Origin of the sequence: Amnibacterium kyonggiense (assembly GCF_004364555.1) — a bacterium.
Taxonomy (GTDB): domain Bacteria; phylum Actinomycetota; class Actinomycetes; order Actinomycetales; family Microbacteriaceae; genus Amnibacterium; species Amnibacterium kyonggiense.
The window spans coordinates 19,804-43,746 of the sequence record NZ_SOAM01000001.1 but is presented as its reverse complement, the minus strand read 5'-3'; the positions used below and the strand labels follow the sequence as shown (position 1 = coordinate 43,746).

27 protein-coding genes are annotated in these 23,943 nt (G+C 68.0%); 14 read left to right on the top strand and 13 right to left on the bottom strand.

What is annotated here, in order from left to right; translation table 11 throughout:
• Window positions 1–160 precede the first annotated feature (160 nt).
• The 5 genes from CLV52_RS18625 (at window position 161) to CLV52_RS00235 (ending at window position 2,985) form a co-directional block, all read left to right on the top strand.
• The gene (locus tag CLV52_RS18625; protein ID WP_211342576.1) at window positions 161–301 is read left to right on the top strand and encodes a hypothetical protein; all 141 of its coding nucleotides are present in this window, start codon (window positions 161–163) and stop codon (window positions 299–301) included.
• Window positions 298–540: a hypothetical protein gene (locus CLV52_RS00250; protein ID WP_133763783.1), complete on the top strand. Its 243-nt coding sequence runs from the start codon at window positions 298–300 to the stop codon at window positions 538–540. The genes CLV52_RS18625 and CLV52_RS00250 overlap by 4 nt, the downstream gene beginning before the upstream one ends.
• The gene (locus CLV52_RS00245; RefSeq protein WP_133763781.1) at window positions 537–1,532 is read left to right on the top strand and encodes an AAA family ATPase; all 996 of its coding nucleotides are present in this window, start codon (window positions 537–539) and stop codon (window positions 1,530–1,532) included. Before CLV52_RS00250 ends, CLV52_RS00245 begins: the two co-directional genes overlap by 4 nt.
• A gap of 49 nt (window positions 1,533–1,581) precedes the next feature.
• Window positions 1,582–2,415, top strand: coding sequence for a hypothetical protein (locus tag CLV52_RS00240; RefSeq protein WP_133763779.1), 834 nt, complete (start codon window positions 1,582–1,584; stop codon window positions 2,413–2,415).
• 108 nt (window positions 2,416–2,523) lie between these two features.
• Entirely contained in the window at window positions 2,524–2,985 is a 462-nt protein-coding gene (locus CLV52_RS00235) for a hypothetical protein (protein ID WP_133763777.1), read from the top strand.
• Here the strand turns inward: CLV52_RS00235 and CLV52_RS00230 are convergent.
• The 5 genes from CLV52_RS00230 to CLV52_RS00210 form a co-directional block, all read right to left on the bottom strand.
• Window positions 2,975–3,232, bottom strand: a complete 258-nt coding sequence (locus tag CLV52_RS00230; protein ID WP_133763775.1) for a hypothetical protein — start codon at window positions 3,230–3,232, stop codon at window positions 2,975–2,977. The genes CLV52_RS00235 and CLV52_RS00230 overlap by 11 nt on opposite strands.
• A 59-nt stretch (window positions 3,233–3,291) precedes the next feature.
• On the bottom strand, window positions 3,292–3,690 hold the full coding sequence (locus tag CLV52_RS00225) for a type II toxin-antitoxin system PemK/MazF family toxin (RefSeq protein WP_133763773.1): 399 nt from the start codon (window positions 3,688–3,690) through the stop codon (window positions 3,292–3,294).
• Window positions 3,691–3,726: 36 nt separating this feature from the next.
• Entirely contained in the window at window positions 3,727–3,981 is a 255-nt protein-coding gene (locus CLV52_RS00220; RefSeq protein WP_133763770.1) for a hypothetical protein, read from the bottom strand.
• Entirely contained in the window at window positions 3,968–4,714 is a 747-nt protein-coding gene (locus CLV52_RS00215; RefSeq protein WP_133763768.1) for a hypothetical protein, read from the bottom strand. The genes CLV52_RS00220 and CLV52_RS00215 overlap by 14 nt, the downstream gene beginning before the upstream one ends.
• Before the next feature lie 234 nt (window positions 4,715–4,948).
• Entirely contained in the window at window positions 4,949–5,155 is a 207-nt protein-coding gene (locus tag CLV52_RS00210) for a hypothetical protein (RefSeq protein ID WP_133763766.1), read from the bottom strand.
• Window positions 5,156–5,231: 76 nt separating this feature from the next.
• On the opposite strand from CLV52_RS00210, the gene CLV52_RS00205 reads away from it, so the two are divergent.
• Both CLV52_RS00205 and CLV52_RS00200 read left to right on the top strand, forming a co-directional pair.
• Window positions 5,232–5,474 (top strand): hypothetical protein, encoded by a 243-nt coding sequence (locus CLV52_RS00205; RefSeq protein ID WP_133763764.1) that lies wholly within the window; start codon window positions 5,232–5,234, stop codon window positions 5,472–5,474.
• Window positions 5,471–6,487, top strand: a complete 1,017-nt coding sequence (locus CLV52_RS00200) for a ParB/RepB/Spo0J family partition protein (protein WP_133763762.1) — start codon at window positions 5,471–5,473, stop codon at window positions 6,485–6,487. Before CLV52_RS00205 ends, CLV52_RS00200 begins: the two co-directional genes overlap by 4 nt.
• Before the next feature lie 400 nt (window positions 6,488–6,887).
• On the opposite strand, the gene CLV52_RS00195 is transcribed toward CLV52_RS00200, so the two are convergent.
• The 4 genes from CLV52_RS00195 to CLV52_RS00180 all read right to left on the bottom strand — a co-directional run bounded on the left by CLV52_RS00195 (window position 6,888) and on the right by CLV52_RS00180 (window position 11,485).
• Window positions 6,888–8,117 carry a tyrosine-type recombinase/integrase gene (locus tag CLV52_RS00195; protein WP_133763760.1) on the bottom strand — a complete coding sequence of 410 codons (1,230 nt, stop codon included), beginning with the start codon at window positions 8,115–8,117 and terminating at the stop codon, window positions 6,888–6,890.
• Entirely contained in the window at window positions 8,102–9,487 is a 1,386-nt protein-coding gene (locus CLV52_RS00190) for a tyrosine-type recombinase/integrase (RefSeq protein WP_133763758.1), read from the bottom strand. Before CLV52_RS00190 ends, CLV52_RS00195 begins: the two co-directional genes overlap by 16 nt.
• An 8-nt stretch (window positions 9,488–9,495) precedes the next feature.
• Window positions 9,496–10,209 carry a hypothetical protein gene (locus CLV52_RS00185; protein WP_133763756.1) on the bottom strand — a complete coding sequence of 238 codons (714 nt, stop codon included), beginning with the start codon at window positions 10,207–10,209 and terminating at the stop codon, window positions 9,496–9,498.
• 700 nt (window positions 10,210–10,909) lie between these two features.
• Complete coding sequence (locus tag CLV52_RS00180; protein WP_133763754.1) at window positions 10,910–11,485, bottom strand: TetR family transcriptional regulator; 576 nt, start codon at window positions 11,483–11,485, stop codon at window positions 10,910–10,912.
• A 74-nt stretch (window positions 11,486–11,559) separates the two neighbouring features.
• Here CLV52_RS00180 and CLV52_RS00175 point away from each other — a divergent pair, with 74 nt between their 5' ends.
• Both CLV52_RS00175 and CLV52_RS00170 read left to right on the top strand, forming a co-directional pair.
• Complete coding sequence (locus tag CLV52_RS00175; protein WP_133763752.1) at window positions 11,560–13,245, top strand: FAD-dependent oxidoreductase; 1,686 nt, start codon at window positions 11,560–11,562, stop codon at window positions 13,243–13,245.
• Window positions 13,242–13,466, top strand: a complete 225-nt coding sequence (locus CLV52_RS00170; RefSeq protein WP_133763750.1) for a hypothetical protein — start codon at window positions 13,242–13,244, stop codon at window positions 13,464–13,466. The genes CLV52_RS00175 and CLV52_RS00170 overlap by 4 nt, the downstream gene beginning before the upstream one ends.
• 1,398 nt (window positions 13,467–14,864) lie before the next feature.
• Here the strand turns inward: CLV52_RS00170 and CLV52_RS00165 are convergent.
• Complete coding sequence (locus CLV52_RS00165) at window positions 14,865–15,509, bottom strand: TMEM175 family protein (RefSeq protein ID WP_162850650.1); 645 nt, start codon at window positions 15,507–15,509, stop codon at window positions 14,865–14,867.
• 501 nt (window positions 15,510–16,010) lie between these two features.
• Between CLV52_RS00165 and CLV52_RS00160 the strand changes: the two genes are divergently transcribed.
• Entirely contained in the window at window positions 16,011–16,316 is a 306-nt protein-coding gene (locus CLV52_RS00160) for a putative quinol monooxygenase (protein WP_133763746.1), read from the top strand.
• Window positions 16,317–16,417: 101 nt separating this feature from the next.
• On the opposite strand, the gene CLV52_RS00155 is transcribed toward CLV52_RS00160, so the two are convergent.
• The 3 genes from CLV52_RS00155 to CLV52_RS00145 form a co-directional block, all read right to left on the bottom strand.
• A complete protein-coding gene (locus CLV52_RS00155) occupies window positions 16,418–18,487 on the bottom strand; it encodes an acyltransferase family protein (protein ID WP_133763744.1) in 2,070 nt (689 codons plus the stop codon).
• 227 nt (window positions 18,488–18,714) lie between these two features.
• On the bottom strand, window positions 18,715–18,945 hold the full coding sequence (locus CLV52_RS00150; RefSeq protein ID WP_133763742.1) for a hypothetical protein: 231 nt from the start codon (window positions 18,943–18,945) through the stop codon (window positions 18,715–18,717).
• A gap of 120 nt (window positions 18,946–19,065) precedes the next feature.
• Complete coding sequence (locus CLV52_RS00145; protein WP_133763740.1) at window positions 19,066–20,862, bottom strand: TIGR03767 family metallophosphoesterase; 1,797 nt, start codon at window positions 20,860–20,862, stop codon at window positions 19,066–19,068.
• Window positions 20,863–20,954: 92 nt separating this feature from the next.
• Here CLV52_RS00145 and CLV52_RS00140 point away from each other — a divergent pair, with 92 nt between their 5' ends.
• From CLV52_RS00140 to CLV52_RS00125, 4 genes are all read left to right on the top strand, one after another.
• Window positions 20,955–21,476, top strand: coding sequence for a hypothetical protein (locus tag CLV52_RS00140; protein ID WP_133763738.1), 522 nt, complete (start codon window positions 20,955–20,957; stop codon window positions 21,474–21,476).
• A gap of 187 nt (window positions 21,477–21,663) precedes the next feature.
• Window positions 21,664–22,464, top strand: coding sequence for a hypothetical protein (locus CLV52_RS00135; protein ID WP_133763736.1), 801 nt, complete (start codon window positions 21,664–21,666; stop codon window positions 22,462–22,464).
• Between the two features lie 98 nt (window positions 22,465–22,562).
• Window positions 22,563–22,904, top strand: coding sequence for a hypothetical protein (locus CLV52_RS00130; RefSeq protein WP_133763735.1), 342 nt, complete (start codon window positions 22,563–22,565; stop codon window positions 22,902–22,904).
• Between the two features lie 120 nt (window positions 22,905–23,024).
• On the top strand, window positions 23,025–23,867 hold the full coding sequence (locus tag CLV52_RS00125; protein ID WP_211342574.1) for an HDIG domain-containing metalloprotein: 843 nt from the start codon (window positions 23,025–23,027) through the stop codon (window positions 23,865–23,867).
• Window positions 23,868–23,943: the final 76 nt, after the last annotated feature.

The window sequence follows — 23,943 nt, the reverse complement described above, 5'->3', positions numbered from 1 at the left end:
CGAGCTCGTGACGCTCCGTGCCGTCACCTCAGGGGCGGGATCCCCGGCGCAGCGCGCCACTCGCCGCCGCCGACCGATCCTCACGGCCGGCAGATCCGGCAACCGTCGGAAGCTTCTAGTGGCCCTTCGAGACACTATTGCGACGCGTCTCGATGACGAGGTGCCGGCGCGGGATCTCGCTCCGCTGTCGCGGCAACTGCTCGCGATCGCGGCGGAGATCGAGGCGATCGACGCGGGGGAGTCGTCACCGGTAGCGGACGCCGCGTCGACGCCCGACGAGACCTGGGACCCGCAGCCGTGAGCGCCGACGAGGTCGAGGCGCGCGTCGACGACGACCTCGGCGCATACCGGACCGGGCCGGCCGCGCTCGATCGCCGGCTCGTCGGGCTCTCCGCTCGAGAACTCGGCGCTCGGTACCGGGCGCTGCTCGCGCGGGTCGAGCTGAAGGCGGCGCTCCGCCGTCGGGATGCTGCGACGTCGCAAGCTCGGGCGGAGCTCGCGGAGGACCGGCGCGCGCTGCTGCGAGGGGGGAACCGATGACCGTGACCCTGCAGACGCGGAAGCCGACGGGGAAGCCGTCGTGGCCGATCGTGCTGCTCGCCGGGGGCGAGAAGACGGGGAAGACCTTCAACGCGGCGAAGGCGACCGGTTCGTCGCTGATCGGTCGGACCTACTGGGTCACGATCGGGGAGGACCAGCCTGACGAGTACGGGCAGCTCGGCGACTTCGACATCGTCGAGCACGACGGCTCCTACCGGGCGATCCTCTCGGCGTTGCGTGCTGCTGCGGCGCAGCCGGCGCCGGCGCGCGGGGTGCCGCTGCTCGTCGTGGACTCGATGACGCGGCTCTGGGATCTGTTGAAGGAGAACGCGCAGAACGTCGCGAACGAGCGGAAGGGCGGTGGACCGCACAAGGATGCGCAGGTCACTGCGGACCTGTGGAACGCGGCTGCGGCGCAGTGGGCTCACGTGATGGACGCGATCCGGTCCTTCCCGGGCCCGGTCGTGCTCACGGCGCGGCTCGATCAGGTCGCGGTGATGGATGAGCGGGGGCAGCCGACGAAGGAGCGGATCGCGAAGGTGCAGGCGCACAAGTCGCTACCGTTCGACGTCGGGGCGCTGGTGGAGATGCCAACGCTGGGGGAGGTGTGGGTGTCCGGGGTGCGGTCGCTGCGGCTGCAGATCACGGAGCGGACCGCGGTGCCGGAGGACTTCTCGCTCGACTGGTTCTGGCGGAAGCTCGGCCTCGCCGACGGAGAGTCCACCCCGCGCGAGCACGTGTCGCCGGAGGCGGAGCGGGAGCCGTTCGACGCGGACGGGATCGCGGCCGGCCTCGACCAGTACGACGACCTCGAGCAACTCTCAGCGCTGTGGCAGCGCCTGACCCCGCAGCAGCGCGCGACGCCGGTCGACGGTCGGCCGCTCGGTGACCTCCTCCGGAGGCGGAAGGCGCTGCTTCACGACCGGGCGCTCGAGCCGGCCTTCGCCTTGAACACGGGCGCAGTCGAGGACGAGGACGAGATGCCGTTCTGACGTCGCCGGCGTCGCGCCCACTGTCGTACCCCTTCGGCAGGATCAGACTGTGGCGTGGGATCCGCCCCGTGAGGCGATCGAAGTGTCGACCCGGATATTCGAGGAGGAGCTTGCCCCGCCGAGCCTCGAGGGATTCATGCTCGGCATCGATAGGAGCATGGCCGCTCCCGTTGAGGGCGACCTCTACGACGACGCACTAAACGACCTCGTCCGCCTCGTCGACGAGTACCGGTTCGAAGTCGCCACCGCCGCGCTGTACATCGAGGCTCTCGGTCGCGAGCTTGCCCTGCTGAACGAGACCTCGCGGACCGCCGCGCACCTTGGCATCTCGCCGAAGGCAATGGCGTTCCTGTCGAGCAACGTCTCTACGTACACGCCTCCGCACGTGTTGCTCGAGAGCCCCGAAACCCGCATCCCGGCTACCCGGCTGCTCGGCGGATGGTGGGCTGGCCAACTGATCGACTCCGCGTTGCTCCGAGGCCTCTCGTCGCTGGATCGCGTCGCGACGATGCTCGCGCTCCGCGACGGTTCGACGTTGGACGCGAACCGGTTGCCGGTCTTTCGCCGTGACTCGCTGAAGAAGCTCCGGCGCTGGCGTGGGCAGGCGGAGTGGGACCGACTCCGGGGTTTGTTGAATCATCCGCTCTTTGACTATGTCAAGCAGTACCGAGACGGCTTCGTTCATCGGCGTCGTGAACCGATCGAGCTGCACGGCGAGCATGTGGCTGTCTGGAGAGGTGAGGACGGGAAGTCCGGGATCTACCGCGGCATGGATCCCGGGATGCAGTTGGGACTAGCGGTCGAGTTCTTCCGACTCGTGCTGAGCCCTGCAGTCGAGGCGGCCGGCGCGCTCATAGGAGCGATCTCGCCACCCCTCGAGTGACCGGGGCCGAGTGGTGCGGAAAGGGCACCGCGCGCCCAGCGGGCGCCGTGCCGCAGAACCGACGGGCAGTCTTTGCGCTGCTGACATGGCGCGGCAGAATCAGGAGTCGTGAGCGACGCGTCCTCCTGGGCGTCGGCAGGGATCGCTGCGGTTATCGGTGCCGGCGGCATCTTCTGGGCTGAGCGCAGTCGCCGTCTTGCGAAGCGTGCGCTCGATGCTCAGCAGGAGGACTGGTACGTCGCCTGGTCTGTCGCATGGGACGGCGCGAGTGGCACCTTGACACTCACGAACATCGGCAAGGACTCAGCTCGGAGTCCGCAAGTCATCGTCACCGGTGCCGACTTCCGCCAGCGATCCGCTCCACGTGGACCCGTCGCCGAAGGCGGCTCGATGAGCATCGAGTTATTCGAGTTCAAGAGGCTCCGCTCAAGGTGGGAGGCCGCCAATCCCACCGTTCTGCCGGAAGAAGGCTACGAGCCGACCGTCAACATCTGGATCGGGTGGACGACCGGCTTGGGGCTCGCTCGACACATCGAGTCCAGTCAGACGCTCAGTCGTTCTACGACGTAGAAACCTCCGTTGAGGCACCAACCCACTCGTAGCGGCCGAGCCCGCGGTAGTTCCGCACCCGTGCCGGCCACCGTTCGGGCTGCTCTGACACGTCCACACCGTCGTCCGTGACGGTGAGGATCGGCGGCCGCTGCCCCTGCGCCATCCAGTACCGGGCCTCTCGGATCATCGGGTCCCGCGTCGACGGGTAGACGTGCGCGAGGTCGATGCGGACCCCGCCCCACTCGATCCAGGTCGCTTCGCCCACGCATGGACACGAGCCCGGGCGAGCTACACGTAATCGCTGACGAGCGGGCGCGGAGGTCGCTACGGGATGACTTTGAACCCCGAGACGGCGAACATTGGCGAAACCTCGTTCACGATCATCTTCAGGTCGCGATCAGTGAGCGTACCCAGCGGTCCCTTGTCGCGATCCAATGACCTCGGGTCGAGTGAGGTGAGCCTCCCGCACCGGATGAATGAGTCCTTGTCGAGCCCAGCTGTCCCGAAATCGCGCAAGCGAAGGTCGTTCGTCTTGGCCTTCGAGGGCGTCTTATCGAAGGTCGTGGAGGGCACCACGATGACGTCCTGACTCTGGCCCGGCTCCAGGGCCCATCCAAGGATGACCACCGGTCGGAACTTCCCAGCCGCCTCGCCAGGCTTGGGCTTCTCTCTGTAGGGAACCCAGGCATGCCAAACCTGGCCGAGCTGGATGATCGCGGACATCGAGGGGCAGGCTAGCGCCTGCTGACCTTTAAAGGTCTACTCGTCCCAGCGTTCTGCCACGTTGGCTTCGAAAGCTTCGTCCCTATCGTCAGCTCGCGCGTCGATTGCGTCCCAGTCGACCTCGACCGACGGACGCTCACCGGCGTCGATCGCAGCGATCATGCCCGCGAAGGCTGCCGCAAACTGCACCTGAGGAGTCACCTGCGCCGGCGCCTCGACCTCGAACCACTCCTCGGCCGCGCTTGCGTCGTAGCGAACGCTCGGGCGCTCGAGCACGTCAGCGAACGTCATGTGCTTCCTCCTGTCGGCTCTGGATCTGCTCTGCCATCACCGTTACGAACTGCTCACCGAGCGAGTTCACGTCGCTCAACTCGGTCTCAACGTCTGCTTGGTCCTCCAGCAACTCAGGATGGGTAGTCCTGAGGCTGAGGTCGACGAACAGCGAGACCGCTGGAAACTCCTCGTCCTTGACGTGCCGAAGCTTAGTCTCTGGCCGACCGACCATCCGCCCAACGTCCGGATTGGTCAGGCGTTCCTTGAGTTCCTCACGGCTAACGATGCCGAACTCGGCTTGTCCCTCGTGATCCGGTCCGCTGAGGTCGATCAGCGTTGACGAGTCACTCGGACGTAGGGCGGCAGTGATCGGGCCGCCGGTTTGGTAGATCGCGAACCGACGTCGCGCTGCGTCGTAGTCGGGGTCAGGCCACTCTGCGGTCCAGGCTGCGGAGGCGCTGGACAGGACCACGCTCTTCGGCTGGAAGCTTTCAAAGACCGCTCCGACGAGCGGTAGAAGCGCGGAGACTCCGGAGTCCGTTGCGGCGCCATCGTCAACGGTCATTCGGTTGTGCCGCACCGTCAAGCGCACATCGCTGCGCTTGGGAGCCACACCGACGTGATCTGGGCCTTCGCTGAAGGCCGTCGGCTCGAGATTCTGGTCGATCCACTCGAGGAACTTGAGACGTTTGAGGCCAAATGTGACGATGGGTGTCCACGCGAACGTGTACCTCGCCGTCCAGCGTCGCATGCGGTCATCGTATGGTCCTTGCGCGGTTAAGCAAGCGCTTCGGACCTGACGTTCATGGTTCCGTCCTGCCGAGCGGACCCCAGTTGACGGGGTGTGAGGCTGGTGTGCACTACGGGACAGGTGTGACGCCGCACTCGCAGATCCATGCAAGCGAGTCAAGCTCCCCCTCGAGCTCGAGAGGACGTAGGCAGGTCTTACAGATCGGGTAGGCGTCGTCGATCAGGTCGGAGGAGGTCACGAGCGGCCGTTGATCGCCTTGCTGATCGTGGTGGGGCTCATCCCCGTGATCTCGCGGATCTTGACGTAGGTGGCACCGGCTCTGCTGGCCTTGCGGATCAATCCCTCGCGTCGCGCGTGCGCGCGATCGCGGTCCTGATCGAGAGAGGCGATGACGTCGGTCACCTCGGCGAGCTCCTTGAGCAGCGCGTCGAGGTCGGCCATGGCCTCACGATACGAGGGTGTAGCACCCTAATACAGGGGCGTAGCGTAAATGCTACAGGGCTGTAGCGTTTTTGCTATGACCACCACCGCAGTCGCAACCTACGCGGACGCGATCGACATCCAGACCCGCCTCATCCGCCGCGGCGACCTCGCCCGCATCGAGCACGACGTCATCGAGGGCCACTTCTGCCCCGACGGCACCACGCACATTTTGTGCTCATGCGGGCGCGGCATGTGGCGCCCTGACGCCGAGTCCGAGCCCGCCTGGGCCGCTCACGTCGCCGCCGAGCTGCAGCGCACTCTGGCGGTCGCCGCGTGAGCGCCCCGACCTCCACGGTGCGGTTCCTGCTCGCCCGAGCAGCGCTCCGATCGGATGCCCTCATGCACGTCGTCTCCCAGCGCGACAGCGGCTTCCTCAACCCCGTCTGCGGCGCGCACCCGATTCGCTCGCGACGGATCAGCGAATGGGACGGCGTCCCCGCCGACCTCTCCGCGCTGTGCGCCGACTGCGCGTCCGTCGCCGCAGGTATCCGCGGCGTCGAGACCGTCGAGCAGGGGCTGGACATGTTCCTCGGCGGGAGCCAAGCAGCCCCATCGGTCCGGCTGCTCGAAGTCGCCCCAGCCACGATCCAAACCGAGTGCCCGCTTCGTGAGGCCGGCGACGATCTGATCGCCTCCGTCGCTACGAATGGGGTCGTCGCGCCGCTCGTCGCCCGCCGTACCACGACCGGCCTTCTCCTCGTCTCGGGCGGTCGACGTCTTGCGGCCGCTCAAGCAGTCGGCCTAGCAACGGTCCCGGTGCTCGTCCGCGACATCGACGAGCAGCAGGCCGTCATCGACGGGCTCCTAGAGAACCTCCACCGGCAGGACCTCAACCCCATCGCGCAGGCCCGCGCCTACGTCGACGCGCTCGGAATGCTCGAGGTCACCAAGGAGGCCCTCGCCGACGGGCTCGGCGTCTCCCGGTCCGCCCTCTCGCACACGGTCCGGCTGCTCGCCTTGCCCGATCATCTCAAGGACCACATCGCGGCCGGCCGCATTACGGCCGCCCACGGGCGTGCGCTCCTCCGGCTCAACAGCCAACCGGAGGCACAGGATGCTCTCGCGGACGAGATCCTCGCCGGCCTGAGCACCCGGAACGCGGAGCTGGCGGCCCGGCGCTCAGCAGCCCCCGCGGCCGCGCCGCTCCTGCCCGACGTCGCGCAGCTGCTCGCCGCGCTGCTCGAGGCGGAGGTCAGAGTGCGAGCGAAGGGTGACTCGACCGAGATCACGATTGTCGTCGCGCACGACGACCGCTCTCGAGTGCTCGAGCTGCTCGGCGTCGCGGCCTGATCCCGCGTCGTCAGACCCCTCGCTAGGTACCTCGTCGACCGCGAGGGGTCTAACGAGGGGTTTCGGCCGTCTTGCCCTGTCCTGGCCTGCCTCATCCGCTGACGCGGCCCCCGAACCACCCACACACAGCTCTGAAGAACGAACTGAGTGTGGGTGGTTCGGGGGTACATGAGGCAGGCCAGGACAGGGCAAGACGGGGTGAGGGGTTCAGGGGAGGAGAGGTGATTGCTGACGAGATGGGTGAGGCACGGCGCGGAGATCTAGGGCGAGCAGAGTGGGCGATCGGAAGGCCGGAATGCGCGTGATGATGCGGAAGTGCAGGGCGAGCAGAGCGGGCGCGGTTGACTGGCTTGCTCGGCAGAAAGAAGCCGGCTGACTGCGACCGGTGCGGCCGCAAAGGTCACTTCTCCGCTGGACCGTGCGGGCGTCTCGGCCGAGTCGGAATCTCGACCCGGGGAAGGCGCTGCTTCGCTGCGGTAATCCGCTCCTCGTTCGGTAGTACGTAGGCCTTCATCGACTGCCCGTCGACATGTCGGAGCGAATGCTGCACGTCGATGGAGTCAGCCCCGAGTGCGAGCAGTGTCGTGCCGTGCCACTTCCGGAGGTCGTGCGGGCGATGCGGAATGCCGGCTCGCTTCATCGCTTTCGAGATGGTGTCGGAGACGCTGCTTCCGGTAACAGGGCCAGGAATGCGGTACGAGGGGAACCAGTACCCGACGCGCGGGTAGTCCTGTGCCTGAATGTGCTCGAGTACCAGCGGGTGGAGGGGGCGCCAGACGGGACGTCCTCCCTTTGCGTGGGCGACCCAAATGCGGCCGCGCTCCCAGTCGATGTCCTCGCCCTTGATCGCCGCGATCTCCGATGCTCGGAGCCCTTCGTACGCGTACAGCAACACCTTCGTGATCGTCTGGCCTCGGATACCGGAGTCCAGGAGTCGCTGCATGTCAATCGTGCGCACCGGATCGGGTTCGGCCGGGCGGAAGCGAACGCGGGGCAGCCGTGCTGTCGGGTCGTGCTCGATCGCTCCCTCCCCGACGAGGAACCGGAAAAACGCAGTCAACGTCGAGCGGTAGGTCGCTCTGGTCGATGGCTTCAGGTCGGTCCGCGAGATGAAGCGGAGGAGCTCGTGCGTGCGGATTTCGCTCAGATCAAGCGGTTCGCCCTCAAAGACCGCCGTACGGAGAAACGCTCGAGCCGTGGTCAGTCGCTCGGTGATCGTGTCCTTCGTGCAGTTCTGCGCCATCATTCGCAGTTCCCACGTGGCGAGCCACTGCTGCACAGACTGCTCAATCTCGTGCGAGCTGCGCCGCCGCCAGCGGCTGATCGAAGGCATGTGCATCGGCTCTTCAGCGGGCAGGTCCTCGATCGTCCAGAAGGCGGCGACCACGTCCTCGTGCTCGCATCCATCGCAGAACATCCGGCGACCGCTGTTGAGGCCGTACAGCACTCGCCCGACGCACAGCCGGAGGTCGTGCCCGTACCCGCACATCGGGCAGGCGATCCGCACGAGGAAGCGAGCCGGCCCCGAGTGGCCATGCAGGCCCTCGTCATGGTTCCGACCCTCGCAGACCTGCTCTCGCGGTGTCTCGATCCTCGCTGCCCGTTCGACGGCCGTCAGTGCGCGTTCCATCCCGAATGCCCCTTCCGTGTGCTGAACCGTGTGCTACCGGCGAGGTATTTGAGTGCACCTCGCTGTCGTTGCGATCGCCTGGCAAGTCCGGAAGCCCGCCAAAATGCGGCTTCTCGGTACGTAGAGGCATGGCGCTGCGTATTGACCCTGGGGAGTTCGAATCCCCCATCCTCCGCACTGCCGAGGGCCCTCGATCCGCGTAAAGACGCGGATCGGGGGCCCTTGTCCTTCTCCAGCCCCCACAAAAACCCCACACTTCTGTGGGGGCTCGTGCTGACGCGGAGCGTTCGGACCTCGTCCAGGCGGTCCGACACGGCGTCGAGATCGTCGTCGAACAGGTCGGCGTAGGTGTCCAGCGTCATGGCCGCCGACGCGTGCCCGAGCATCCGCTGGACCGCCTTCACGTTCGCGCCGGCGCTGACGGCGAGGCTTGCAGCGGTGTGCCGCAGGTCGTGGATCGTGACGCGCGGGAAGGTCGGGTCCAGTGCTCTCGCTGCCGCGACCGCGCGCATGAACCAGCCGTTGCGGGCGTGGGGACGCTGCAGGTGGATGTCACCGTCACCGAACACGAGTTGGTCCCGCCCCTTGCCGGCGATCTCCTGCGCGAGGCCCTGAAGCAGGAAACGGGGGAGCGGGACCGTCCGCGCTTCGTGCGTCTTCGGCGTCCCGACAACGATCTCGTTCGACACCTTCACCGCGTTCTCCTCGACCCGAGCTCGACGTCGCTGCAGGTCGAGGTTCCGCACGCGGAGACCGGTGACCTCGCCCCAGCGCATGCCCGTGTACGCGAGCGTGTACACGAGCGCCGCATGCTCGGGCAGCAGCTCGACGAGGAGCTCGACCTGCTCGACCGAGAGATACGCGCGGGCCTTCGGTGACTTGCGGGGGAGCATCACGCCCCGGGCGGGGTTGCTCGCGATGCGTCGATCGCGCACGGCGCTGTCGAGGATCCCGGCGAGGACGCCGTGGGCGCGCTTGACCTTCGTCGCTGCGCGGGATGCCTGTCCGGGCGGCGCCAGCCGCCGGATCCATGCCTGCACCTCCGAGTAGCGGATGTCCCCGATCGCCCGTGATCCCCACGCGGGCTCCACGTGCACGCGCCACGCGACCTCCAGCGACTTCCACGACGACGCCTTGAGGTGTGTGCGATTCGCCAGCCACTCGGGCCCCAGCTCCGCGATGGTGACCTTGGCAGCCCTGGGATCGATGTACTCACCGCGCGCCGACGACACCGTCACGCTCGCGAGGTACTCCTCCGCGTCGACCTTCCGGCGGAAGCCCGCCTTCTCCCGCGATTGGTGCGCCGGGTCGCGGTACCGCACGCGGTATCGCCTACCTGATGCCGTCTCGTACGCCTCGATGCTGCCCACGGCTGCTCCTAGAACCGCGCCCGGTCGGCGGCGGAGGGAAGCCACGACGGCAGCAACTCCTCATCCCAGTAGCCGCGCTCGTCGTAGACGGGGTGGACCTCGACGCGAGGAGCGATCGCGCGGCCGGCGGGAAGCTCGCCAAGCGCTTGTCGCACAGCCCTTGCGGCCGCGTCCGTGCAGAGATAAGTGATCGCAGTACCGTCGCCGTAATCGAGTCGCCGCCGATAGGCGGAGAAGATCGACGCGTACCGCGGCATGCGCTTCGCCGTCAGCTCGACCTCGACCAATTCGACCCAACGTGGGGCGAGTGCGATCCCGTCGGCCTGATGGCCCCCGACAGTTGCCGGCTTCTCGTCACGCTGCCACGCGTAGCCGGCCGTGGCGTACCGGGCCGAGGCCGCAGCGACCGCCACCTCGTGACGAGTCGTCTGCCGGTACAGATTCGGCTTCCCGAGCCCGGTACTCGCATAGGTCGCCCAGACCAGCGAGCCGCCTCGACCGCCGAGCTGCGCACGATCGACGAGCCCCGCGGACTGCATACGGGCGCACCACGCTTGCGCTCGTCGCACGGAGACCGGCTGGCCGGATCGATTCAGGGCGCCGAGCACCCAGCGGACCGACTGCACGTCCGCGATCCGCACGATCGAGAACCACGTGAACATCGACTCGTCCCGCGGCATCACCCACACGGTCCGCTCATCGCGATTCACCGCCTGCACCATCGGCCTCACCTCTGCCTCTCCGACCGCTCCCCGCTCGATGACCGAACGAGAACACCGTCCACCGACAGCACCACTTCGACCCCTTCCCCGCCACCTCTCGTCAGTTCATATGACACATCGACACACCCGTTCCACTTCTCTTTCGCTCACTTCCTCCTTCTTCTCACCTCTCACTTCTCTGCCTCTTGTCTTGTCTTGTCCTGTCCTGGCCTGCCACCTGCACTCCCGAACCACCCACGCACAGCAACGCCTTTTCTGCTGTGTGTGGGTGGTTCGGGAGCCGCGCCAGCGGAGGTGGCAGGCCAGGACAGGGCAAGACGGGTGAAACCCGTCGCCCACCCCGTCACCCCGAACGACGAACGCACCGACGGGGCCAGCGAGGGGCTCAAGTCGTCCCTTGCCCCCTGCCGCGCCGCCCGTCTAGAAACTGGCAATGAATCGCACCCCTCGATGAGCCATCCTCGAAACGTCTCGAGCCCTTCTGTTTGCCAGCTCTTGAAACGCTCCGCGCACGTTCGCATCTTGCGGCGCGCGGGTGCTTATCCAGCGACTTGACCGCGGACGAGGGGCCTTCGGCGGGAGGGATACCTCCTGTCGTGAGGTCACTCCTCCGGAGTGCGCGTGCGGGGCAGGGCGCCCTCGCTGGTGATCGCGGCGGAGCGGCGAACAGGGCGAGGCCGACCAGAGGGGATAAGCCTTGTCATGCCGTGCGCGCGGATTCGTGCCGTTGCTGCGCGAGGCCGCTGGCGAGGAGCTGCAGGCCGGCCTCGAAGCCTTGGGCGTGATCCACGTCCTCGAGGCCGGGCGGCGGCGCTTTGTCATGGGCGGCTTGGGCTTCGAGAGCGTTGCCGATGGTGAGCTGGCTGGCGGCCATCATCGCGGACTGGGCCGCAATCCTTGGGATGCCGTTGTCGGCGAGGAAGGCGATCTTGGCGAGCAGCATGTCGAGGCCGCCACCGCTGGGGAAGGTTCCGGCGTGCAGCCTGGCGCCGTCGCGGTGCAGCAGAAGGGTGCGCCGGAACCGCCGGTAGTTCTCGAGGAACCACTCCCGCCAGTCGTCGCCCGGCGCAGGTAGCGGAGCGGTGGTCTGCGGCGTCATCGCTTCTTCGGCCATTGCTCTGAGAAGCGCTTCCTTGCCCTTGAAGTGCCAGTAAAGGGCGGGCTGCTCGACCCCGAGTCGCTGCGCTAGCCGCCTGGTACTCACGCCGTCGAGGCCGACCTCGTCCAAGAGCTGGAGAGCCTCGGCGATCACGAGTTGACGGTTGATCTTCGTCACACAGCAAAATTTAACACTGATCGATAGTGTTCTTCCCGACCCTGATCGCCGATAAGTTCTAGGGAGACGTCGTCATGTCCCACTCCTCCACTGCTCTGATTGAGACCCGGTCCGGTCTCGAACATCAGGTCGGCGTCGTCGGTGCCGGTCCGACCGGGCTGCTGGTCGCAGCCGAGCTCGCCATCGCCGGCGTGGACGTCGTCGTGCTCGACCGCTACGAGGCGCCGGACACCACGATCAAGGCCGGCTCGATCAACGTCGCGACGGCGGAGATCCTGGATCGGCGCGGGCTCCGCCCTGCCGCGCAGGCCGCGCAGCAGCGGTTCGGCGAGGAACTCAAGGCATTCGCCGCAGCACACGGCACACCGACGCCGATGAGCGGCCGGCTAGCCGCGGGCGGTCGGGCGTCGTTCCCCAGCACCGGGCATTTCGCCGGACTCTTCTTCCGCCCCGACCTGCTCGACCAGACCGACCCGCGCATCGCCGCACACCCCGGTGCGGGCAGCTCGGTGATGGTGCGCCAGAGCGAGACCGAGGCGCTCCTCGGCGCGCACGCCGAAGCGCTCGGTGTCGAGGTGATCCGCGGCGTGGAGGTGACCGGCATCGACCCGCTCCGCGACGACCAGGGCGTCGAGGTCGGCATAGCGCTGTCGACCAGCCGCGGACCGTTCCGGGTGGGCTGGGTCGTCGGTGCCGACGGCGGCCGCAGCCTGATGCGCCACCTCGCCGGCATCGACTTCGTCGGCACGGACCCGGAGACCACCGGCTACCAGGCCATCGCAGAAATGGACGGCCTCGAGCGACTGCGGCCGGGCTGGAACCACACCCCCACCGGCGTCTACAGCCTGGGCCCGATCCCGGGCCGGATCCTCACCGTCCAATTCACCGGAGCCCCTGACCGCGCCATCCGCGACCAGCCCGTGTCGGTCGAGGAGCTGCAGGCGAGCATCCGCCTCGTGACGGGCCAGCCGGTCACCGTGAAGTCGATCAAGGGTCGGGCTACCCGGTGGAGCGACAACGCGCGCCAAGCCGTGACCTACCGCGCCGGCCGCGTACTGCTGGCCGGCGATGCCGCGCACGTCCACTCCCCGTTCAGCGGGCAGGGACTCAACCTTGGTGCTGGCGACGCGATGAACCTCGGCTGGAAGCTGGCCGCCACCGTGAACGGCTGGGCGCCTGAGGGGCTGCTGGACACCTACACGACCGAACGGCACCCGATCGCCGCCCAGGTGCTCGACTGGACCCGCGCCCAGGTCGCCCTCATGCGCGGCGACGACAAGACTGCCCAGCTGCGTCGCGTCGTGCAGCAGGACCTGCTGTCCAACACCGCCACCACCACGTACATGGTCCTGACCACCTCCGGCATCGCCCAGCGGTACGAACTCGACAGCGGCGAGGACGAAAAGCCCCCTCACGCGCTCGTTGGCAGCGTGATCGGCGACGCACCTCTCTCGGACGGGAGCCGGCTGGCGGACCACTTCCACACTGGACGCTTCGTGCTGCTCGACCGCCTCGGCGGCCCCCTCGCCCACACGAGCGCCCGCTGGTCGGGGCGGGTGGAGACCATCGTCGAGGACACGGCCGTCGCCGGGTGCCCCGAGTCCTACCGGGTGTTGACCGGTCTGCTGGTCCGTCCCGACGGGGTCATCGCTTGGGCGACGGAGACCGCCGACGCCGACGAGGCGGTCGCCGTCCTGATCGCAGCGCTGAGCCAGTGGGCCGGCACTGCGACCCAGATCCTCGAGGCGGTGACCCGATGAGCGCCCCCGTCACGCGATCCTCGCCGACGCACATCCACCTACTAGCCGTCGAACGCCACGGGAGCAGCGCGACAATACGCATCTTGCGCGGACCCGACGACTCCGTCGAGACCTACTCAATCGACCTCGACCGCGAGATAGAAATCGGACTGGCCGACACACTCGCCATCGCCATCGCCATCGCCCGCGCCTACGGCCTCGGCAACGGCTCATTGATCTAGCCCTGACTCGACGTCGCAGATCCCTCGACACGGAACCGTCGCGCACGGGTTGTCGCTCGAAGTTCACACCAGTGCCGGCCGTCGCGACACCGCACCTTGGTAGACCTCTGGCAGTGACCACGATCGTTTTCTGCCTTCTCGCGACAATCGTGCTGGTAGCGCTAGTCGGCGCCGTCACCGCAGCCGTCGTCCCACCGCGCCTCCTCCGCCGAAGCATCGCGATCTCGACCCTCGCCTTTCTCGCTCTGGTAGCCGCATTTACCGCTACGTGGATGCAACTGCCGCAGAACGACTAGTTCAAAGGATTAGACGGCTTCTCAATTTCGTGCAGGAGACAGCGGAGTAGGTGTCAATCAGGCGGACCGTCCGCGTTCACTCCTGAGACGACCAAGAACGAGGCGTGCGCCGGGAGACTGCCTGCGACGCACGGCATTACGCGCCGTGATCCTTCCCGAGACACATGAGGGGTACTCGAGTATGACCCGCAAGAGTCGCTTCACCCGTATGGAACTACTCGTCTACGGGATCGCAGCCCTCATGGCCGTCGGACTGATTGCGATCTTCTTCGCAACGGCGCTGAACAGTCCTCGAATAGAGGGTTGACCTCGGCGCGCGTCTCAACTGCCTGCTGCGGAGACCGCGTCGCCACCCTCTGGGCAAGAGAGTCGTTGACCCTGCGTGGCCCAGTGGGAAGCACGAGTTCACAGACGCGCGGTAGACGTGATGAGGTGCGCCGCGTCGCCCTTCTCGCGATTCTCGGAGCGTCAATCGTCCTCAACGGCTGTACCGCCGCAGATCCCCTCGATTCGCTTCCGGCGCCCCTCCCGGGAACGGTCACAGTGAGGGCGAGCCCGCTGGTCGCGGGCAGACATGCAGTCCCGAACACGAGCATCCCGGTCCTCACGTCACCCGCTCCTGAATCCGACCGCCCAGGCGTCGGCTTCCGCGTGCTCCCGCACAGCAGTAACGCCAAGCGCATCCTCGTAGCCTGGGTGGACAGCGGCGATGTCGCGTGTGGCAAAGCCAAGGACATCTGGGTACGCGAGACGCGCATGCAGGTCCTGATAACTGTCTACGAGCCACCGACGCTTAGCGGTAGGCACCGTACAACCTGCATCGATCAGGGCAGCATCCACATCCAGGCGATTCACCTGCGCCCAGCGATCGGAGATCGCACCACCAACGCATTCCGCGGCACCCTCACATTCGGAAGCTTCTGACGGGCCAGCATCGCCGATCCACCCGACATCCCCTCAGGCGCCCTGACCACAAGTCGTTCCACTGCCCTGTTTTTGAAACGGTCCGCGCAAGTTCGCATCTTTCAGTGCGCGAACTTATCGAGCGACGTGACCGCGGTCTAACGGCCGATCGCCGGTAGGACGAATTCCTGTCGCGAGGTCACTTCGCCGGGGTGCTCGCGCGGGGCAAGGCGCCCTCGCTGGTGATCGCGTAGAACAGCGGCAGCGCGACGAATAGGGCGAGGCCGACCAGCGGGGATAGCGTCACGCCGAGGACGATCGCCAGGAGGAATCCGACCATACCGGCGACAGCGCGGGTGCGCTGCGCGCCGAAGTAGCCAGGTCGGGTGCCGTCGCGGGCCAGTTCGGGCGTCGCGTGGAGGTGGTGGTAGAGCAGGAGCCACGGCACGGTGGTCGCCGCGCTGACCAGGCCGTAGAGACCGATCGCCACGCGCTGATCAACGAGGCTTCCGGCGCGGATGGCGTCTGCAAGCACGGAGGTTGGGAACGGCAGCACCGAGGTCAGTAGCAGCAGGAGCAGATTCGTCCCCAATACTCCACGATCGACAGACTGCACTCGCGAGAACACCGCGTGGTGGTTCAGCCAGACGACACCGATCGACAGGAATGCGGCGATGTACGCCAGGTAGGACGGCCAGATCGACCCGAGGGACGGCAACAGCTCGCCGGGCTCATGCTCAGGGACCCGCAGGTCGAGTACCAGCAGCGTGATCGCGATCGCGAAGACGCCGTCGCTGAACGCCTCGACTCGACCGCTGGAGGGCAATCGCTCTGTGCTCGCCATCTGGCACAGGCTAGGGTGCACGGAGCCCGTGGAGACCTTTCCCGCCGCCACTTGCTCGCTGACTTCTTCGGATGGGGTTGGGTCGTCCGTGCGACTCCCCGGACGTGATTGCGATCCGGAGCTGGCGATGGTCGAGCACGTTGGGTGGCTGATCCGCTGCGTGAACGAGCGCCTTCCCGAGCACGACGATGTCACCATTCCGGGCACGGCACTGAGCCCGGCAGGGCTCCTGACCGTCCCGGGATCGTCGCCGTCGGGGCGAGCTCGGGCTGCTCGGCTCCTCGCCGGCGAGCTTCTGACAAGGGTCGATGACGGATGGTGATGTTGGCGTCACACGCAGTCCGTCGCCGTCCGTGCGACTCGGGCGGCGCACCTGTTCGATCGCGCGGGTGTGGTCGCACTGATCGCGGCTGCATGACGACCAGATGCGCTCATTGCGGGCGCTGCCGCGGGCAGTCAAGCGGAGCGCCGACCACCACCACGGGTGATTAGCGTCGACACATGAGCTTTGTGAACGCAGGAACCTTGGGGACGCGTCCTGGCATGCGCGATGAGCTCGTAGCTCGGCTGGTTCAACGCAATGAGACGTTGCGGGCGCTCGGCTGCCAGTTGTACGAGGTCGGCACGAACTCCGAGCAGCCGGATACCGTCTTCGTCGTCGAGATCTGGGACAGCGCCGAGGCGCACAGTGCGTCGCTGCGCGATCCGCACGTCGCTGCAGCGATCGCTGAAGCGAGGCACCTCTTGAACGGTCACTTCGGCGGATTCCGGTTCGAGGTCAGCGGGAGCCCGCTTCGCGACGGCTGATGAGGACGGCGTCTCTCCTGTTTTATCCGGTTTGAAGCGCAGGGCGTTGAAGCCGAGCGAGTTGCAACGGACGACGCCAGGATCACCGTCGTTGCCTGCTTTCAGGAGCGCAGTTCGGCGGAGATGGCGGTTCCGAGGTGCGCCTGGACCCAGGGGTAGGCGCTGCTGAGGTAGGTGTTGCTGGCGTGGTTGTCGTCGACGTAGACGCCGACGTTGCCGATCACGCCGGGGCACCAGGTCGTGCCGCAGAACGCATCGGTGGGGTCGACGAAGGTCACGCCGCGTGTGCGGGCGGCGGCGAGCCGCAATGGGTCGACGACCGCCGTCGCCCGTTCTCGGCTCAGCCCGCATCGGGCGGGATCGCGCTGCACGATGCAGTCCCTGTCGATGGGGTCGGTCATCGGGGTCGGGGTGTCTCCGAGGGCGACGACCTGGATGCCGGACGACTGCAGCGATCGCCACATGTCCGCATAGCCCTGAGCTGCCTCCGAGGCGTCGCTTCCTCGATAGGACTTGCGGTAGGCGGAGGTCACCACGAGCGACACGTGCTCCCGTTCGAGGACGGGAACCGTCCATCGGACCGCCTCGGTGCAGCGGGACTGGTGGTCGATCTCGAGGGGCCGGGGGAGCAGGTTGAAGGGGCAGGAGTTGTGCAGGATGGTGAGGACGCGCCAGTGTCGCTCCTTCCCGAGGCGGGAGATCGTCGACGCCCATTGACGGACGTGCGAGTCGCCGACGACCGCGATGGTCGTCCGGCTGCTGGTGTCGCCGGCGACGCAGATCGGTGAGGTCGTGGACAGCGGTTCGATCGTGCATGTGCCGAAGGCCAGGTCGTCTGCCAGTGCGTCCGGACCGGGAACCACGACGTGCTCGCTCCGGGCCCACGTGCGATCAGCCTGCGGCGTGAGCTGCGGCCAGCCGATGGCGGGTCCCGCCTCCCGCAGCACTGCGGTTCGAGCGGTTCCTTCTGCAGCGTCGGCGATCGAGTTCCGCAGGATCGGCACGGCAGCGACGGCGGCGACCACCAAGGAACACGCGATGCCGATTGCGATCAGGCGGCCCGGCCGCCGGATGGGGACCCGGCGCAGCGGCTGCTCCACCAGCCGGTAGGAGAGCGTCGCGAGCAGGAGGGAGAGGGCGATGACCGCTCCACCGGAGACGATCCCGAGCGGGTGACGGAGGAGCAGCCGGGTGAAGACGATGACCGGCCAGTGCCAGAGGTAGAGGGAGTAGGAGATCGCGCCGAGGTACTGCACTGGAGGGATGGCCCAGATCCGGCGCAGGCCGACTGCGTCGACAGCGGTGATCACCGCGAGCGCACCAGCGACAGGCACCAGCGCTGCGACCCCGGGCATTGGCGTCCGCGCCGTGAACAAGGCTCCAGCGAGCAGGATGGCGATGACCCCGGCGATCTGCAGGGCAGCTGCGGCGAGAGGAGGCGGTTGCCGGTCGACGAGCAGGACCGCGAGCACGCCGCCTGCGGCGAGCTCCCACATCCGCGTCGGCGTGACGAAGTAGGCCGCGGGTGACCCGCTGAACGTGAACACGATGCCGAACAGCAGCGACGCGATCAGCACCAGGACGAACGGCACGAGCACGGCGGTGCGGATCGAGGCCAGTCGGCGTCGGGCCAGCATTGCGGCACCGAGGACCGCGAGGGGCCACACCAGGTAGAACTGCTCCTCCACACCGAGTGACCAGAAGTGTTCGAACGGGGACGCGTCAGGGGACTGGGCGAGGTAGTCCGTCGAGCTCGCGGCGAATCGCCAGTTCGCTGCGCTGAGCGCCGCCCACATGCCGGTGATCCCGATCTCGGCCGCCGCGGTCCTCGGCAGCACCGCCGTGGAGAACGCGACGACGGCGACGGTCGCGACGAGTGCCGCAGGCAGGATGCGGCGCACCCGTCCTGCCCAAAAGCGACCGAGGCGGAGCCCCCCGGTCGCCGACGCCTCCTTGACCAGATGGCGGGAGATGAGGAATCCGGAGATGACAAAGAAGACGTCGACGCCGACGTAACCGCCCGGCAGCGCGGTGGGGCGCAGGTGGTACATGACCACCATGCCCACAGCGATCGCGCGAAGGGCCTGGATCTCGAGCCGGGACCCTCGGGGCGACGCGGCCTGAGCGAATCGTGGGCTCGCTGCGTTCCGCTCGAGCGTCCCGACCGACATGGCACGAGCGTTGCACCCGCGTTCAGGGCACAGCGCGACTCCTGCCCGGGATCACCGAACGTTCACCGAGATGCCACCGGCGATCGTTCTTCACGGACGGCGAGGTCGAAGCTCGCCGAACCTCCGCGTTCGGAGCCGCCTCCCGTGACCGCGTCATGCGGATGCGCGTCGGGCGCGAGCCGGCCCCGTCGTTCTCGAGTCCCTGGGGTGCTCCGAGGGATCTGGCGTCAGAGGCCGCCGCTGATCCGAGTCCAGGACGTCTTCCCCGCTGCGCGGTCGAACGCGGCTCGGGGATCGTCCGTGCCCTCAGGGGCGCCCGCGCGTCGCAGCCCGGTCGGTGGGGCGTTCCGGCTGCGCACCGCCCGGACAACGATGCGCACAGCGACCACGACGCCGATCACGCAGGCGGCGAGCACCACCACGAGAGTGACCGATCCCCAGAACGTGATCTGACCCATCACCGCATCGTGGCACCAGCGTCGGCGGATCGACAGCCCCGGGGGAGAGTGCCGGGTGAACGGCGGGCGAATCGCTCCCGACAGATGCTCGGTCGTCACCCTGCGGAGTCGGATGCCGCGTCAGAGCAGCACGCCTGCCGGGGTCGGGATGAGCAGCTCGACATTCCGGTCGGCCTTCGCGCCGCGGAGCCCGTCGACGCCGGCGGTCGGGCGTGCGGCTTCCTGCGGATCGTTCGCCGCGAGCTCCCGCGAGAGGGCGGCCAGAGCGAGCGGGGAGTCGGTCCGTCCGTTCCACACAGGAGCGGCCGCGCTGTCGATGATCGTGCCGAACACGGAGAGGGTGCCGTCGCGGTTGTCAGCGATCTCGATGGTGCGAACCTGCTCCGGCCAGTCGATGTGGGACGCGGTCGTGACCTCCCAGAACCCGCCCGTCCCGGTGGTGCGCGGGCGGGGCGTCACCGCGTTGAGGTGGGTGTGCCCGTTGACCCAGAGGATCACCTGCGGGTGCGCGAGGAGCGCGTCGATCACCTGCTGTCCGAGGATCCGCGGCGACGGATCACCGCCGGTGGCCAGCAGCGGGTTGTCCATGGTGTCGCCGGTGTGGTGGCTGACCACGACCGTGAGCCGCTCCGGGTGCGCGGCCAGCGTCGCGGTGAGCCAGGCGAACTGAGTGGCATCGAGGGAGCCGTCCGCCTCGCCGTTCTCGTTCACGGTGTCGAGCACGACGAGACGGAGGCGCCGACCGTCGGGCGTCGCCGTGTCGTGCACGTAGTAGGCGGTGCCGGCGTCGCGGTTCGTCGCCGTGAGCCCGTGCCCCGACGGTGTCCCCGCCGTGCGGAAGTGCTCGGCGACGAACTCTCGACGGCTGATGAGGCGACGGCTCGCATCCGGGGTCACGATCCGAGCGGGGAGCGCGCCGATGACCGCGGCGGCCTGGCCCGGGTCGGCGATGAGTTCCTCGGCGAACTGCACGGGCGTCATGCCGTCCGGCAGGGCGACGGGCTTCAGCGGGCCGACGGCGACCGCGTTCAGCGCGGCGGACACCGGGAAGTTGCCGGTCAGCAGCCCGTCGTGGTTGCCGTGGACGGTCAGCCACGGCATCCCGAGGCCGGTGAACCGGAACGGCCGGATGGCGGCCTGCAGCAGTCCGGGCACGGTCGGGAAGCCGTGCTGCGCTCGGAACTCGTCGTCCCGGAGCCCGGCGGGCGTGCCACCGGGGTGCCAGTAGTGCGTGTCGTAGTGGACCGGATCGGCGTCGGCGACGCCTTCGAACGTGCCGATGAGCCCGCTGTCCGGGACGACGCGGCCGCCGTCCAGCGCCCCGATCGTCCACCGCAGCTCGTTCAGCTGGCAGTTGTCGGTCGTGTCGCCGGTGGTGACAGCGAACTGCAGCGGCATACCGGTCGCGGGTCCGGTCTTCAGTGCTCGGACCGCTTGGACGGTGGCTTCGGCGACCTGTGTGGAGAGCATCTCGTGCGGTCGGTACGCGGCCTGGAACGGGATCTCGCTCGCGGAGTCGGACGCGCGGTCGAGGAACTCGAACCGAGCCGGCGACTGGGTGTCCTGGATGTGGACGTCGGTGAACTGCACGAACGCGGCGACCGTGCGGCGCCTGGCGGCTCGCCCGGACCGAGCCGTTCCCCCGAGCTCGGTGCGGAGCGTGTAGGGCTCGCCCGGGCCGGTGACGTGCTTGCGGTAGCCCGCTGCATTCGGTGTTCCGCGGAGCAGCGTTCGGGCCAGTGTTGTCCTGGATGCCGAGGAGGTCGCCGCCTCTGCGGAACCCGCGGTGCCGATTGTGATGCCTCCTGCTGCGACAGCCGCCACCGCGCCCGCGGTGAGTGCGCCTCGGCGCGTGACACCGTCCGCAGCGATTCCGTTCTCGTGCTCGTCCACGAGGTGAGGGTTCGCCCGCTCCATGTCGCGGCGGTGAACAGGGCGGGAACGTGCCGGACGACTTGCGCGTCCGGCACGGCTGCCTCGGGACAGTGGATTCGGCAGTCGTTCACCCCGTGTCCCTCGCGCACAGCGCGACCACCACCTACTTTCCGATCATGGATCGCCGACGGATCGACGTCCTCGCGGCCGTGGGCGTCCTGTTGCTGAGTGTCACCGGGCTGCTCGATGTGCTGGTGCTCCTGCCCGGCGTGCTCGCGCCCTCGACCGGCTTGCCGCAGGTATGGGCAGAGGTCGTATCGAAGGGCGACCTCGTACCGGTCCTCGCCGGCCCAACCGTCTGGGCGCTCCTCTGTGCCATGGCGGTTGTTCGGCACCTGCGCGCGCGACGCCCACGAGCTGCCCTGGTGGTCGGTGGGACGGCGCTCGTCGAGTTCGGCGTCCTCGCCGCGCTGGCGCAAATGGCCGCCTCCGGGATGGGCCTCTGGCTCTCGAACCACCTGCGTCCCTTCGAGGGCGGTACGACCGCATTCGAGGACGTCGCACTGGTCCTCGGAGGTGCCTCGATCACCGGAGGCGTCGTACTCCTCATGATCGGCCGGGCTCACTGCCGTGCGCGCCGCACCGCTGCGGTCTGATACGGCTCCTGCCCAGCGCCATCCCGTGCAGACGCTCTCCTGGGCGATGAGGACACCGGTGCGACGACAGCGGATGCGCGCTGCTGCGGGCTGCATCCTCGTCCTGGCCACGGCGTCGCTCCTCCAGGGCTGCGCAGGAGAGGGCCCAGCGTCGTCGATTCCTAACACCTCACAGCACTTCCGACTCGTGCAGATTCAGCTGCCGGCCGCGCAGCGCATGACGGCGATCCGCGTTGAGCAGGTGGCGTCTGCGCCATCGAGCGACTTCGGGTGGTCCATCGCCCGGTTGGACCCGGCCAGCGATCAGCTCTCGATCAGCTGGACCGACTCCCCGCACGCGGCGTGCGGGCAGGCGGACCTGGTGCAGGTCTTCGAGACGGACGAGGCGGTGGTGATCGGGGTGAGGGACACCCGCTTCCGGCCGCCGGTCGCCTGCACCGCTGATGGATTCGGTCACGTCACCTCGGTGCGGCTGCGCCGGGCGGTGGGCAGGCGGGCGCTCGTCGTCCCGATGAAGGAATCGTCGATCACGGGAACGACCGAGGAGTTCCGCGCGTCGCTCATCCGACGCCCGGCGGAGCTTCCGGAGCCGGGGTGTGACGTGACCGGGGTGCCGGTCGGCATGCCGGACGCATCGACGATGCTCGCGCCGCGCAGTCCCGACTCGGTCATGGTCTGCCGGTACTCCTGGCACGACCAAGGAACTGTCGTCTCTCGGATCTCGGTCGACGATGCCGTCGAGGCCGCCGCCATCGCGGCACGCCTCAACAGCGCCGTCGTCGATCCGAGGCCTGCCCGTGCCGGCGTCGGCTGCGACGACGTCGAGCGAACGCGGTACTCCTTGACCTTCGCAGGGCCGCGAGTCCTCGTGCCCGTCAGTACCGATGCCCCCGGATGCGGTGAGCTGACGAACGGCGTGATCGCGATTCGATCCACCGCGGGAGTCGACGAGAGCCTGCGCGCCCTCTTCCCCGATGACGACCCGTGACGATGAAGCGGCACCCGTGCCAGTCCGTGTCATCTGGTCTTGCAGCGTCACGCGACCGTGCCGGCGTCGGGGGGCGCAACCATTCGCGAACGGCACCGATGGCCCTGCTCGGTGTTCTCTTGGGGCTGCTCCTGAGTGGCTGTGCTCAGCAGCCGACTATTGCCGCGAACATCGCGCTGCAGTTTCCAGCTGACGGCGTCGCGCTCGCGTTGTACGTCTACGGTCCGCTTCTTGTCGCACTCGCTGCGACTGTGGTCGGCGCAGTCGACATCGTGGTTTTCATCGTGACGGTGCGGCGGCTTTATCGCGGTGAGCCCAGCTCGCGCGCGCTCCTCCTGGTCGGGCTCATCGCTACCGCGGTCCTGACGCTCGGCGCCGCCCTCGTGCTCGGCTACACCGTCGCTTCATTCGCCGGACTGCTCGGTCCGGTACTCGGTTGATTCTTTTCGGGTGTCGAGGGTGGGCGGGGCCGCCGGGTCGAAGATCCACTCCGGCCCCTGGACCCCCGATCGATCAAACCCGGAAGGGCATCTCCGCCAGGATCTGATTACGCTGCTGACGTGTCAACGGAACAGCAGGACCGCGAGCTGATCCGTGCCGCCGATGAGTACCTCACGGAGCACTACGAGGTCGTCGTCGATGACGTCGTGCTGCGAGCCTGGGGCAGTGGTCGGACCGCGATCGTGCACGAGGATCTCGTGTCTGCAGTCCGTGACGCCGGCGGAGTCGCAGACCCCGTCGAACTGCTCCCGGTCGCTCAGAGCATCGCATTCCCGGAGGCGGCCAGTCCCTGGCTCAGTCGTACTGAGCGGCTCGGCGTGGTGGAGGATTTCTCATCTCGGCGAGTCGAGTCGGCTCGACTCCTGGCCGGGGAGCTCCTCACACGGCTCCGCGACGGCGGCCAACGATGGCGCCATACCCAGGCTGTGGCGGCGCGCGCCGGTCAAGCCGCGCACCTCTTCAGCTCGAATGATGCGGAAGCGCTCGTCGCAGCAGCGTGGCTCCACGACGTCGGCTACGCGCCGCAGCTGAATCGTCACGGCTTCCATCCGGTGGACGGCGCCGAGCACGTGCGGCACCGGCTCGGCTGGCCCGGCGTCGCCGGCCTGATCGCACAGCACTCGGGCGCGCGGTTCGTGGCACACAGTCGAGGGCTCGGGCATCTCCTTCGCCCGTTCGCGGAGTCCCGCTTCTGGTCGGGACCGGTCGCGGATGCGCTGACGTGGGCGGATCAGACGACGGGACCCGACGGCCGGCGCGTGACCGTCGAAGATCGCATCGATGAGATGCTGCAGCGCCACGGGACGGACAGCCCCAACGCGCGCAGCAACACCGAGCGTGCCCCGGCCCTTGTCGAGGCGGTCCGCGCGACCGAGGAGCGACTCGGCGCATCAGCCTTCTGACGTCCCTTCGCGACCTCCCGCCGCCGTGGAGCGCTCACGAGCCGTTCACGATCGGAGCGCACGCTGGCCGTGACGA